The organism is Pseudomonas migulae, from assembly GCF_024169315.1.
GTDB classification, from domain to species: Bacteria; Pseudomonadota; Gammaproteobacteria; order Pseudomonadales; family Pseudomonadaceae; genus Aquipseudomonas; species Aquipseudomonas migulae_B.
On sequence record NZ_JALJWR010000001.1, the window covers coordinates 1 to 12,327 of the forward strand.

The following is a 12,327-nucleotide window of genomic DNA, read 5'->3' on the forward strand; positions in this document are numbered from 1 at the left end:
CCTTCGGCAGCCTGGACGTTCTCAAGGGCATCGACCTCAACGTGCAACAAGGTCAGAAGATCTCGCTCATCGGCCCCAGCGGCTCGGGCAAGACCACCTTGTTGCGCTGCGTCAATTACCTGGAAGAGCCGACCAAGGGCGACATTTATATCGATAACGAACTGATCGGCCAGCGTCTGGCGGGCACGCGCAAAGTGCCCATGAGCGACAAGGAGCTGGCGCGGATGCGCGCCGAGATCGGCATGGTGTTCCAGCGCTTCAACCTGTTCCCGCACTTGTCGGTGCTGGACAACATCATCCTCGGTCCGCTCAAGGTGCAGCAGCGCAACCGCGCCGAAGCCGTGGAGCTGGCCGAGGATCTGCTGAACAAGGTCGGCATGTTCGCCAAGCGCGACGCGTTTCCGGAACAGCTCTCCGGCGGGCAGCAGCAACGGATCGCCATCGCCCGGGCGCTGGCGATGAAACCCAAGCTGATGCTGTTCGACGAGGCCACCTCGGCGCTGGACCCGGAACTGGTGGGCGAAGTGCTGGGGGTGATGCGCAAGCTGGCGGAGGAGGGCATGACGATGATCATCGTGACCCACGAAATGAGCTTCGCCGAGAGTGTCTCCGACCAGGTGATTTTCATGGCCGACGGCAACATCGTCGAACAGGGCCCGCCCCGGCAGATTTTTCGCGAGAGCCAGGTCGAACGCACCCGAAACTTCATCCGCGCCGTGCAGGAGCATTGATCGATGTTCGATTCGACCGCACTGCACAAAGCCATCGAGATGCTGCCGTACTTTCTGAAGGTGCTGGGGCTCGGCGCGCTGACCACCGTCGGCCTGACGGCGGCCGCGTTCGTCGTCGCGGCCTTGCTCGGGTTTTGCCTCGCGCTGATGCGGCTGTCGCGCAGTCGCGTGCTGAGCCTGATCGCCAGCGTGTACCTGGAGGTGTTTCGCAACATACCGATCCTGACGCAACTGTTCATTCTGTATTTCGGGCTTACCTACATCGGCATCACGTTGCCGGCGATTGGTGCGGCGATCATCGGCTTCGGTCTGAATGGCGCGGCGATTCTGTCGGAAGTGTTCCGTTCGAGCATCCGCACCATCGATCGCGGGCAAAGCGAAGCGGCGTATTCCATCGGCATGACCCGCTCGCTGGCGATGCGCATCATCGTGTTGCCCCAGGCGTTCAAAGTGGCGATTCCGGGGATGGCCAACTTCGCCATCGGCCTGCTCAAGGACACCTCGCTCGCTTCGGCAGCGGCGGTGCCGGAGCTGACCTTCAAGGCGCGGATGCTGGTCAGCGAAACCTACCAGACCAACTTGATCTACTTCCTGCTGGCAATCATCTACCTGGCCTTGAGCCTGGTGCTTTCCCACTGGGCGGCGCGCACCGAGCGCCGTCTGAAAGTGGTCAAGGAGAACTGATATGGGCTATGGCGACCTGTGGGAAGCAACCCATGTCGAATTGCTGGCGGCGGCCTGGGCGACGTTGCAACTGGCATTTGGCGCGTTGGTGATCGGCTTGATTGTCGGTCTGCTGGTGGCGTTGGCGAGGCTTTCGAAGAACCGGCCGTTACGCCGTGCGGCGCTGATTTACATCGAGGTCTTTCGCGGTACGCCGGCGTTGGTGCAACTGTTCATCGTCTATTTCAGCCTGACCGAAATCGGTGTTCAGTTCAGTTCGTTTCAAGCGGCGATGATCGGCCTGGGGCTGAACGCGGCGGCCTATCTCTCGGAGATTTACCGCTCGGGGCTGGAGGCGGTGCCCAAAGGGCAGGTGGAAGCGGCGAAGGCGATTGGCATGCCTCATCTGAAGGTGTTGCGTTGGGTCGTGTTGCCCCAGGCCATTCGCATCGTGCTGGCGCCGATCGGCAACGTCGCGATCTCGCTGTTGAAAGACACCTCCGTGGCCTCGCTGATCGCCGCGCCGGACTTGATGCTGCGCGCGCAGGATTTGAGCTCCGTGTACTTCATGCCGCTGGAAATCTACATCCTCGTCGGCGCGATTTATTTTGCGCTGTGTTATCCGCTGTCGTTGGGGGTGAGGTTGCTGGAGCGCAGGACACGGCATTGACGCAACACCTTTAAAAGATTGCAGTCTGTGGCAGCTCCTGCAAGGTAATGCTGTTCACACAAGCGCGGGCACGCACATTGTGGCGAGGGGATCTCTTGCCCGCCTGAAGATTTTCTTGAGTGAACAGCACTAGCTCCTACAAGAGACCCTGTGTAGTGCGTCGTACCCACTCGTGACATTCCGGAACAATTGAATTGCCGGGACAGGGCTGTTTACCCTCGGCATTCATCCGGCGCACGGTGGTAACTTAGGGCATTTGAACCGTCGGGAGCATCGTCATGGAATTGGGAATATCGGGCCGCTGGGCGATCGTCTGCGCCGCCAGCAAGGGCTTGGGGCTGGCCTGTGCGCGCGCCTTGGCGAAGGAGGGCGTGAACCTGGTGATCAACGCCCGTGGTAACGACACCTTGCAGGCCGCCGCCGTCGAATTGCGCAGCCTGGCGCCGAGCATCGAAGTGCGCACGGTCGCCGGGGACATCAGCGAGCCGGCCGTGCGTGAGCAGGTATTGGCGGCCTGTCCGCAAGTCGACATCCTGATCAACAACGCGGGCGGCCCACCGCCGGGTGACTTCCGCGACTGGGACCGCGAGGACTGGTTGAAGGCGCTGGACGCCAACATGCTCACGCCCATCGAGCTGATCAAAGCGTGCGTCGATGGCATGGCAGAGCGCGGTTTCGGACGCGTCGTCAACATCACCTCCGGTGCGGTGAAGGCACCCATCGATGTGCTCGGTCTGTCCAACGGCGCCCGTAGCGGCCTGACCGGTTTCATCGCCGGGCTCGCGCGTCAGTCGCGACTGGCGGGGAACAACGTCACGATCAACAATCTGCTGCCCGGCCCGTTCGAGACCGAGCGCCTGCACAAGACCCTGAGCGCCGCCGCCGAGGCCAATGGCGCCAGCGTCGAACAAATCAGCGCGCAACGGCGCAAAAACGTGCCGGCCCAGCGCTTTGGCCAGCCCGATGAGTTCGGTGCCTATTGCGCGTTCATTTGCAGCGCCCACGCGGGTTTCCTGACCGGGCAAAACCTGTTGCTGGATGGCGGCAGTTATCCCGGCACGTTTTGATTGACCGATGATCAGCGTTTGAGCTGCCACGCGTGATGAGGGCTATGCTTTGCAGTGCGCCCATTGCAATGGGAGACCTGCGATGATCAATGTACGCACGGCCCGCATGCTGGCCGATTACAAACGCTGGGCCAATCAGCGCCTCTTTGACAGCCTGGCCGATTTGCCGCCGGGCGAGGTCAACAAAGCGCGGGTCTCGGTGTTCAAGAACATGATCGGCACCCTCAACCACATCTACGTGGTGGACTGCATCTGGCAGGCTCACCTCGAAGGCCGGGGCCACGGCTTCAAGACCTCGCACGATCTGCTGCATCCCGACCTCGCCGATCTGCGCCAGGCGCAAAAGGACATCGATCATTGGTACTGCAACTGGAGCGACCGGCAAACCGAGGCGTCGCTGGATAAACCTGTCGAGTTCACGTTTGTCTCGGGCGAAAGCGGCACCATGAGCGCTGGCGCGATGCTGCTGCACGTGGTCAATCACGCCAGCTATCACCGTGGCTGGGTGATCCAGATGTACTTCGACATCCCGGCCATGCCGCCGATGACGGACCTGCCGATTTTCCTGCGCGAAACCGACCCGGGCTTCAACTCGGTCAATGCCCCGGCAGTGGCGCCGACATGTGTTGGGCAATTCGCGAGCGCAACCAACGTTCTGCCGGATCGTTATCGTTGACCCCGTTCCACACCATCGACAGCTCGGACAGGTTGATGTCGAACGGCGGGTCGTCGGCGCGCAACTGGCTGCTGCCTTCGATCAGCGCACACGCGGCGTAGTCCGGCACCGTGGCGAGCAGGTCGGTGCCGGCCAGCAGGGCGCGCAGCCCGGCGAACTGCGGCACCGCCAGCACCACACGGCGTGAGCGGCCAATGCGCGCCAGATCGTTGTCGATAGCGCCGGTCAGGTCACCGGAAAACGACACCAGCGCATGCGGTCGTTCGCAGTAATCATCCAGCGTCAGGGCGCCGGGACGGTTGTCGCCGCGCAGGATCTTCACGCTCAGGTCCCGCAGTTTCTTGCGCTTGGCGTTGGCTGGCAGTTCCGTGGTGTAGCTGATCCCGACGGAAATCTCGCCGCTGGCAAGCATCGACGACATCAACAGGAAATTCACCCGCCGCACGACGACCACGACGTTCTGCGCCTCTTCGCGGATCTGCTTGAGCAGCGGCGGAAACAGACCGAACTCGGCGTCGTCGGACAGACCGATGCGGAACACGTCGCGGCTGGTGGCCGGGTCGAAATCCTTGGCCCGGCTGACCGCGCCGGAAATGGTGTCCATCGCCGGTTGCAGTTCCTTGAGAATCTGCAGCGCCCGTTGGGTCGGCTCCAGCACTCGACCGTTGCGCACCAGCAGCGGGTCATCGAACAGATCGCGCAACTTCGCCAGTGAAGCGCTGACGGCGGGCTGGCCGAGGAACAGCTTTTCCCCGGCCCGGGTCAGGTTCTTTTCGAACATCAGGGTTTCGAAAATCACCAACAGGTTCATGTCCACACGGCGCAGGTCGTTGCGGTTCATGGCGGGGCTACTCGCAGGGCTTCGGGTTTTACTCAGTAAAGCACCGAACTCCCGGGTCAGGAGCCGCAGACCCTAGGGGTGACAGGATTTACTGTGGCGAGGGGATTTATCGAAACGTCGCACCGCCCCGTTCGGCTGTGCAGCAGTCGTAAACCCTGCGAACGCGGTTTCCCTGAATGAGCGAGGTTGCAGGTTTCAGGGCCGCTGCGCGCCCCAACGGGGATAAATCCCCTCGCCACAGGGACTGCGGTTTAGCTGACGAGATCGGGGTCCTCCGTTCTTTTATTTGGCCGCTTCCGGCTCGGTCAACACCTTGCGGAACGTCTCCACCAACGGCCGCAAATTGATCCGGTGCCACGCTGCCCACAGCGGCGTGGTGAACGCAATCCACGGCACTTCGCGCAGCACCACACCCGGTGGTGCATTGCGGCTCAGGCCTTTTTGTATCATCGCAATCCCCAGCCCCGACGCCACCAATCCAAGCGCAGTGAAAGGCTCGGTCGCTTCCATGCGGATGTCCGGGGTGAACCCGGCGCGGATGCAAGCGCTGACGAAGTCTTCGCGGCTGGCGCAGTTCTGGCGGTGTTGCACACCGATCCATTCCTGGTCGGCCAGGTCTGCCGGGCTCAGCGTCGCTTGGTGGGCCAGTGGATGGTGCTCGGGCAGGGCCAGCAGCATCGGGTCGTCGAGCACCTGGAAACCCAGCAAGTCCGGATCGTCGGCGACGGGCGGTTCGCTGACCAGGGCGATATCGAGACTACGCTGACGCAGGCCTTCGAGTTGTTCAGCGGAGCTGAGGTTGTACAGCGCGACGTGCACGTTCGGCCGGTCAACGCGCAACACCCGCAAGGCATTGGGCAGCACACCGGCGTGCATGGCGTTTTCGATGTAGCCGATGCACAGGCCGCCTTCTTCGCCGCGACCGAGGCGTTTGCCGAGGGATTCCAGGCGATTGGCGTGGGTCAGCAGGGCGCGGGTTTCGGCGAGGAAGGTCTGGCCGTCGCGGGTCAGGCGAATGCGCTGCTGGCTGCGCTCGAACAGGGTCAGGCCCAGGCGTTCTTCGAGCTGAGCGATCTGCCGGCTCAGGGGCGACTGGGAAATATGCAGGCGCTCGGCGGCGCGACCGACGTGTTCTTCCTCGGCGACGGCCACGAAGTAGCGCAATTGGCGGATGTCGATCATGTAAGACCTATAGGGACTCAAGTGCTGCGCATTATGTCTTGGACGGTCCGATCCCGGCAATCTAGGATTTGCTCATCGGTCATTTGAACTGACCACTGACACGAAGAGGAATTACCCATGAGCTTGAAAGACAAACTGCCCGGCAAGCTGGGTTTCGGCACCGCCCCACTGGGCAACATGTTCCGCGCCATCCCGGAAGACGAGGCGATGGCCACCGTGCACGCCGCCTGGGATGCCGGCGTGCGGTATTTCGATACCGCGCCATTTTACGGCTCGGGCCTGTCGGAAATTCGTCTCGGCGCCGCGCTGGCCCAATACAACCGTGATGACTACGTGTTGAGCAGCAAGGTCGGCCGGGTGATTCTCGACGAAGTCGAAGACGCCGCTGCCCGTGATCTGGGCGAGAAGAGCGGGGTGTTCGAACACGGTCGCCCGAACAAGATCGTCAACGACTACAGCGCCGACGCGACGATGCGTTCCATCGAAGACAGCCTCAAGCGTCTGCAAACCGACCGCCTGGACATCGTTTGGGTGCATGACATCGCGCAGGACTTCTACGGCGATCAATGGCTGGAGTACTTCAACCAGGCCCGCACCGGAGCGTTCAAGGTGCTGACCCGTTTGCGTGAAGAAGGCGTGATCAAGGGCTGGGGCCTGGGCGTAAACAAGGTCGAGCCGTGCGAACTGACCCTTGATCTGACCGAAGCCCAACCGGACGGATTTCTGCTGGCGGGCCGCTACACGCTGCTCGACCACGACCGTGCCTTGCAACGCCTGATGGACGCGGCGCTGGCGCAGAATGTCGAGATCGTCGTCGGTGGCCCGTACAGCTCCGGCATTCTGGCCGGCGGCGCGCACTTCGAATACCAGAAGGCCAGCCCGGCGATCATCCATAAAGTCGAGCAGATCAAACGTATCGCTGCGGCTCACGGCGTTGACATCAAGGCCGCTGCGTTGCAGTTCTCCCTGGCGAATCCTGCCGTCGCGGCGGTGATCCCAGGTTCCAGCCGTCCGGACCGGATTGCTGAAGATATGGCTGCGTTGTCGGCAGTCATTCCCGCTGCGTTCTGGCAAGCGATGCGCGAAGCGAAACTGGTGTCCGAACGCGCTCCATTGCCTGTCACAGGAGTTTGAACATGAAGATCGATCTGACTGGAAAACTGGCCATCGTCAGCGGCAGTACCGCCGGCATTGGCCTGGGCATCAGCAAGGCACTGGCCGAGTCCGGCGCTACGGTGGTGGTGATCGGCCGCGAAACCGCCAAGGTCGAGCAAGCGCTGGCGAGCATTCGCCAGAGCGTGCCGGGTGCGCAACTGCGTGGCCTGACCGCCGACCTCGGCACCGCTGAAGGCGCCGAACAATTGTTCGCCGCCGAGCCGCGCGCCGACATCCTGGTCAACAACCTCGGGATCTTTAACGAGGTGGATTTCTTCGACACGCCGGACAGCGAGTGGACGCGTTTCTACGAGGTCAACGTGATCTCCGGTGTGCGCCTGTCACGGCATTACGTACCGGACATGGTCAAGCAGGGCTGGGGGCGGGTGATCTTCCTGTCCTCGGAATCCGGCATCGCGATACCGGCCGACATGCTCAACTATGGCGTGACCAAAAGCGCCAACCTCGCCGTATCCCACGGCCTGGCCAAGCGGCTGGCGGGGACTGGCGTGACGGTCAATGCGATCCTGCCCGGCCCGACGTTGACCGATGGGCTGGAGCAGATGCTCAAGGACGCCACGGCCGAATCGGGGCGCAGTGTCCGGGAAGAAGCCGACGCCTTCGTGCGCAAGGCCCGGCCGACGTCGATCATCCAGCGCGTGGCGGATGTCGAGGAAGTCGCCAACCTGGTGGCCTACATCGCTTCGCCGCTGTCGTCGGCCACAACCGGCGCAGCCCTTCGAGTCGACGGCGGTGTCGTCGACAGCATGGCAATCTGAATTTTTTGATTGAGAGAACATTACATGGCAACTGCATCAGCGTTTATCGACATCCCGGCTTCGGCCGACCAGGTCTGGCAATTGATCGGCGGTTTCAATTCGCTGCCGGACTGGCTGCCGTTCATTCCCAAAAGCGAGCTGAGCGAAGGCGGGCGTGTGCGCAGTCTGCAAACGGCGGATGGGGCGGTGGTTGTTGAGCGGCTCGAGGTGTTTGATAACGCCGGGAAGACGTACAGCTACTCGATTTTGCAGGCGCCGTTTCCGGCGACTGATTACCTGGCGACGATTCGCGTTGAAGCACAGGATGAGGGCGCGCGGGTGACCTGGTCGGGGCGGTTTGCACCGGTCGGGGTGAGTGAGGAGGAGGTGACGGCGTTGTTTGCCGGTATCTACCAGGGCGGCCTCGAAGCCCTTCGAGCCAACTACCCGACCTGACAAACACCACCAACCCCTGTGGGAGCGGGCAAGCCCGCTCCCACAGGTTTTGTGTCAGTTCGGGAGATTTGTGTCAGGTCTGTGAAATCAAACTCTGCCAGGCCGGCAATCGCCGCCACGATCGACAGCCCCAGCCCGAACCCGCTTCCTTCGAGCCAATTACCCGACCTGACAAACACCACCAACCCCTGTGGGAGCGGGCTTGCTCGCGAAGGCGTAGTGTCAGTCAATGATATCGTCGCCTGACACTCTGCCTTCGCGAGCAAGCCCGCTCCCACAGGTTTTGTGTCAGTTCGGGAGATTTGTGTCAGGTCTGTGGAATCAAACTCTGCCAGGCCGGCAATCGCCGCCACGATCGACAGCTCCAGCCCGAACCCGCTCCTTCGGGCCAACTACCCGACCTGACAAACACCACCAACCCCTGTGGGAGCGGGCTTGCTCGCGAAGGCGTAGTGTCAGTCAATGATATCGTCGCCTGACACTCTGCCTTCGCGAGCAAGCCCGCTCCCACAGGTTTTGTGTCAGTTCGGGAGATTTGTGTCAGGTCTGTGGAATCAAACTCTGCCAGGCCGGCAATCGCCGCCACGATCGACAGCTCCAGCCCGAACCCGCTCCTTCGAGCCAACTACCCGACCTGACAAACACCACCAACCCCTGTGGGACCGGGCTTGCTCGCGAAGGCGTAGTGTCAGTCAATGATATCGTCGCCTGACACTCTGCCTTCGCGAGCAAGCCCGCTCCCACAGGTTTTGTGTCAGTTCGGGAGATTTGTGTCAGGTCTGTGGAATCAAACTCTGCCAGGCCGGCAATCGCCGCCACGATCGACAGCTCCAGCCCGAACCCGCTTCCTTCGGGCCAACTACCCGACCTGACAAACACCAAAAATCCAATGTGGGAGCGGGCTTGCTCGCGAAGGCGTAGTGTCAGTCAATGATATCGTCGCCTGACACTCTGCCTTCGCGGGCAAGCCCGCTCCCACAGGTTTTGTGTCAGTTCGGGAGATTTGTGTCAGGTCTTTGAAATCAAACTCTGCCAGGCCGGCAATCGCCGCCACGATCGACAGCCCCAGCCCGAACCCGCTTCCTTCGAGCCAATTACCCGACCTGACAAACACCAAAAATCCAATGTGGGAGCGGGCTTGCTCGCGAAGGCGTAGTGTCAGTCAATGATATCGTCGCCTGACACTCTGCCTTCGCGAGCAAGCCCGCTCCCACAGGTTTTGTGTCAGTTCAGGAGACTTGTGTCAGGCCTGTGGAATCAAACTCTGCCAGGCCGGCAATCGCCGCCACGATCGACAGCCCCAGCCCGAACCCGCTCCTTCGGGCCAACTACCCGACCTGACAAACACCACCAACCCCTGTGGGACCGGGCTTGCTCGCGAAGGCGTAGTGTCAGTCAATGATATCGTCGCCTGACACTCTGCTTTCGCGAGCAAGCCCGCTCCCACAGGTTTTGTGTCAGTTCGGGAGATTTGTGTCAGGTCTGTGGAATCAAACTCTGCCGACAATCCAGCACCAACCGCGCGCCTCCCAGTTCACTTTCGCCCACTTCAAGCGTAAACCCATGCAGCCCGGCGATCGCCGCCACGATCGACAGCCCCAGCCCGAACCCGCTTTGCTGATTGCCGCCTTCGGCGCGATAGAAACGCTGGAACACCGCCTCGCGTTCGGCCGCAGGAATGCCCGGCCCGGAGTCGAGCACTTCGATTCGCGTGTGCCCATTTTCATTGACCCCGCGCAAAATCACCTCGCCGCCCGGCGGGGTGAATTTGATCGAATTGCTCAGCAGGTTCGCCACGGCTTCGAACAACAGCGCCCGGTCACCGTTCAGCGCAGGCAACGATTCGGGCAATTGCAGCTGGAAAACCAGCGCGTCTTCCTCCGCCAGCGGCAGATAGAAGTCGTGCAGTTCCTGCAGCAACGACACCGGGTCGAGCTGCACAAAACCGGAACGCCGCTGCCGGTCTTCCAGTTCGGAAATCCGCAGCAAACCGCGAAAGCGCGCCATCAGCGTGTCCGCTTCACTCAACACGGAATCCAGTTGCGCCGCTTCCGGGGACCCTTCGCCCGCCTGCTGCTGCATACGGTACAACTGCGCGCGCAAGCGGGTCAGTGGCGTTCGCAAATCGTGGGCAATGTTGTCGCACACCCCCTTGACCTCATTCATCAAACGCTCGATGCGTTCGAGCATGGCGTTGACGATGGTGGCGAGCATGTCCAGTTCGTCGCGGCGATTGGACAACGGCAGGCGCCGGGTCAGGTCCCCGGCCACAATCGCCTCGGCACTGGCCTGAATCCCGCGAATGCGCCGCAGTGGTCGGCGGCGCAACAGGTGCCAACCGACGATGCCCGGCAAAATGGTCAGGGTCACGCCCCATAACAATGCGTGGAGGATGATCCGGGTCACGGCGAACAGCGAGCCGTTGTCGCGCACCAGTATCAGCCAGCGACCGTCACGCGTCTGGGTAGCCACCGCATCGCAACTGTCGCGGGGCAGGGTCGGGTCGTCGGAATCGGCGCAGTCGTCGAGCATGTGGATCCTGCCGTCCAGCGGCAGACCTGCCGGTATGTGCCGCAGGGCGCCGCTGAGGTAGCGATGCTCGGCATCGAACAGGCCGTAGGCGTCGATGCCACGAATGTCGAAGGTCATGCTGACGGCGAGGGCGTCCACCAGTTGTTCGCCGGAAAAGCGCGAGAACAAATGCTGGCGTTGCATCAGCGAGTGTTTGGCCAGGTTATCCAGGTAAGCGGACACCTCGTAGTACATGACCCCCATGAGGATCCCGCTCCAGAGCACGAACAGCGAACTGTAGAGCGCCAGCAACCGGCTGCTGGAAGAACGCCAGCCTTTAGAGGGGTTCGGCAATGACATAACCCGAGCCTCGCACGGTCCGAATCAGTGGGACATTGCCGGGCGGGTCGATCTTCTTGCGCAATCGGCCGATGTGCACGTCGATCAGGTTGGTGCCGGGGTCGAAGTGATAACCCCAGACCTCTTCGAAAATCATCATCCGCGACAGAATCTGCCCGGTGTTGCGCATCAGGAATTCCAGCAACTTGTACTCGGTGGGCAACAGCGTCAGCAGTTGCCCGTCGCGGCTGGCTTCGTGGCTGATCAGGTTCAGCTCCAGGTCCGCCACCCGCAGCGTGGTGGCCTTGGCGGTCACGGTGTTCTGGCGGCGCAGCAACACTTCGACCCGCGCGGCCATTTCATCGGTGGCGAAGGGTTTGGTCAGGTAATCGTCACCCCCGGCACGCAAACCGCGCACGCGCTCATCGACATCGGAGAGGGCGCTGATCATCAGGATCGGCGTCGACACGCCCATGGTTCGCAACGTTGTGACAATCGCCAGGCCATCGAGCTCGGGCAACATGCGGTCCAGGGTGATCAGGTCATAGTTGCCGCTGACCGCGCGCTCAAGGCCTTCGCGGCCATTGTCGACCCAATCGACATCGAGGCCGTGGCTGCTCAGTTCGGCGACGATTTCCCGGGCGGTCACGGCGTCGTCTTCGATGGTCAATATGCGGGTCATAGGGCGGACCTGATAGTCAGTTCAAGGCAAGTGTGTGGGCATTCTGCCAAGAAATGCCGTCGACTTTTTAAATTAACTTTCATGTGGCGCATGGGATGCCGGGATCGTTGATATCATATAGCCATAAATTTAAAGGGAGCTGCACTGTGCGCACATGGATTCGCCGGGGCGGGATGCCGATTATTGTGTTGTTGCTGTGTGTCATCAGCGGTAGTGCCTGGGCGGGTAACACGCCGTGTTCGGGAAAGAAGGGCGGTATCGATCGCTGTGATGGCGACCTGTTCCTGTGTAATGACGGCTCTATCAGCGCGTCGAAGAAAAGTTGTTCGTCCATTTATGGCGATTCAAACCAGGCTCGCCCCCAAACCTTGTTGAAGAGCGCCGATGGCTGCACCTGCGGCTCGGGCTCGTTTTGTACAGGGCCACGAGGTGGGGTTTACTGCCTGACGCCCAGCGGTAACAAGAGCTACAAGCGCAAGTAATTCATCCGCAATGCATAAAACCCGCTGCGAGCGGCCATTCCTTGCAAAATGCATGGACATGAGAAGTTCAAACTTTGTAAGTCATTGAAAAATATTAATTTATTGAGATCTTGC

At 61.4% G+C, this 12,327-nt stretch carries 13 protein-coding genes; 9 read left to right on the forward strand and 4 right to left on the reverse strand.

The window, feature by feature from the left end; translation table 11 throughout:
- From J2Y86_RS00005 to J2Y86_RS00025, 5 genes are all read left to right on the forward strand, one after another.
- Positions 1–731: amino acid ABC transporter ATP-binding protein (locus J2Y86_RS00005; protein ID WP_253427121.1), on the forward strand; the 731-nt coding region annotated here is incomplete at its 5' end.
- 3 nt (positions 732–734) lie between these two features.
- Entirely contained in the window at positions 735–1,415 is a 681-nt protein-coding gene (locus J2Y86_RS00010; protein ID WP_253427123.1) for an amino acid ABC transporter permease, read from the forward strand.
- A gap of 1 nt (position 1,416) precedes the next feature.
- Positions 1,417–2,064, forward strand: a complete 648-nt coding sequence (locus J2Y86_RS00015) for an amino acid ABC transporter permease (RefSeq protein ID WP_253427125.1) — start codon at positions 1,417–1,419, stop codon at positions 2,062–2,064.
- A gap of 278 nt (positions 2,065–2,342) precedes the next feature.
- The gene (locus tag J2Y86_RS00020; RefSeq protein WP_253427127.1) at positions 2,343–3,131 is read left to right on the forward strand and encodes an SDR family oxidoreductase; all 789 of its coding nucleotides are present in this window, start codon (positions 2,343–2,345) and stop codon (positions 3,129–3,131) included.
- Between the two features lie 82 nt (positions 3,132–3,213).
- Positions 3,214–3,807: a DinB family protein gene (locus tag J2Y86_RS00025; RefSeq protein ID WP_253427129.1), complete on the forward strand. Its 594-nt coding sequence runs from the start codon at positions 3,214–3,216 to the stop codon at positions 3,805–3,807.
- Here J2Y86_RS00025 and J2Y86_RS00030 read toward each other — a convergent pair.
- Positions 3,728–4,648 carry a LysR substrate-binding domain-containing protein gene (locus J2Y86_RS00030; protein WP_253427131.1) on the reverse strand — a complete coding sequence of 307 codons (921 nt, stop codon included), beginning with the start codon at positions 4,646–4,648 and terminating at the stop codon, positions 3,728–3,730. The two genes, J2Y86_RS00025 and J2Y86_RS00030, sit on opposite strands and share 80 nt — an antisense overlap.
- 282 nt (positions 4,649–4,930) lie before the next feature.
- Positions 4,931–5,830, reverse strand: coding sequence for a LysR substrate-binding domain-containing protein (locus J2Y86_RS00035; protein WP_253427133.1), 900 nt, complete (start codon positions 5,828–5,830; stop codon positions 4,931–4,933).
- Positions 5,831–5,947: 117 nt separating this feature from the next.
- Here J2Y86_RS00035 and J2Y86_RS00040 point away from each other — a divergent pair, with 117 nt between their 5' ends.
- From J2Y86_RS00040 to J2Y86_RS00050, 3 genes are read left to right on the forward strand one after another with little or no spacing between them, the layout of a single operon-like run.
- Positions 5,948–6,964 (forward strand): aldo/keto reductase, encoded by a 1,017-nt coding sequence (locus J2Y86_RS00040; RefSeq protein ID WP_253427135.1) that lies wholly within the window; start codon positions 5,948–5,950, stop codon positions 6,962–6,964.
- A gap of 2 nt (positions 6,965–6,966) precedes the next feature.
- On the forward strand, positions 6,967–7,764 hold the full coding sequence (locus tag J2Y86_RS00045) for an SDR family NAD(P)-dependent oxidoreductase (protein ID WP_109630147.1): 798 nt from the start codon (positions 6,967–6,969) through the stop codon (positions 7,762–7,764).
- A gap of 24 nt (positions 7,765–7,788) precedes the next feature.
- Positions 7,789–8,199, forward strand: coding sequence for an SRPBCC family protein (locus J2Y86_RS00050; protein ID WP_253427137.1), 411 nt, complete (start codon positions 7,789–7,791; stop codon positions 8,197–8,199).
- Positions 8,200–9,675: 1,476 nt separating this feature from the next.
- On the opposite strand, the gene J2Y86_RS00055 is transcribed toward J2Y86_RS00050, so the two are convergent.
- Together J2Y86_RS00055 and J2Y86_RS00060 are read right to left on the reverse strand one after the other, a co-directional pair.
- Entirely contained in the window at positions 9,676–11,070 is a 1,395-nt protein-coding gene (locus J2Y86_RS00055) for a sensor histidine kinase (RefSeq protein ID WP_253427139.1), read from the reverse strand.
- A complete protein-coding gene (locus J2Y86_RS00060) occupies positions 11,048–11,731 on the reverse strand; it encodes a response regulator transcription factor (protein WP_253427141.1) in 684 nt (227 codons plus the stop codon). Before J2Y86_RS00060 ends, J2Y86_RS00055 begins: the two co-directional genes overlap by 23 nt.
- A gap of 173 nt (positions 11,732–11,904) precedes the next feature.
- Here J2Y86_RS00060 and J2Y86_RS00065 point away from each other — a divergent pair, with 173 nt between their 5' ends.
- Positions 11,905–12,213 carry a hypothetical protein gene (locus tag J2Y86_RS00065; protein ID WP_253440037.1) on the forward strand — a complete coding sequence of 103 codons (309 nt, stop codon included), beginning with the start codon at positions 11,905–11,907 and terminating at the stop codon, positions 12,211–12,213.
- Positions 12,214–12,327 lie beyond the last annotated feature (114 nt).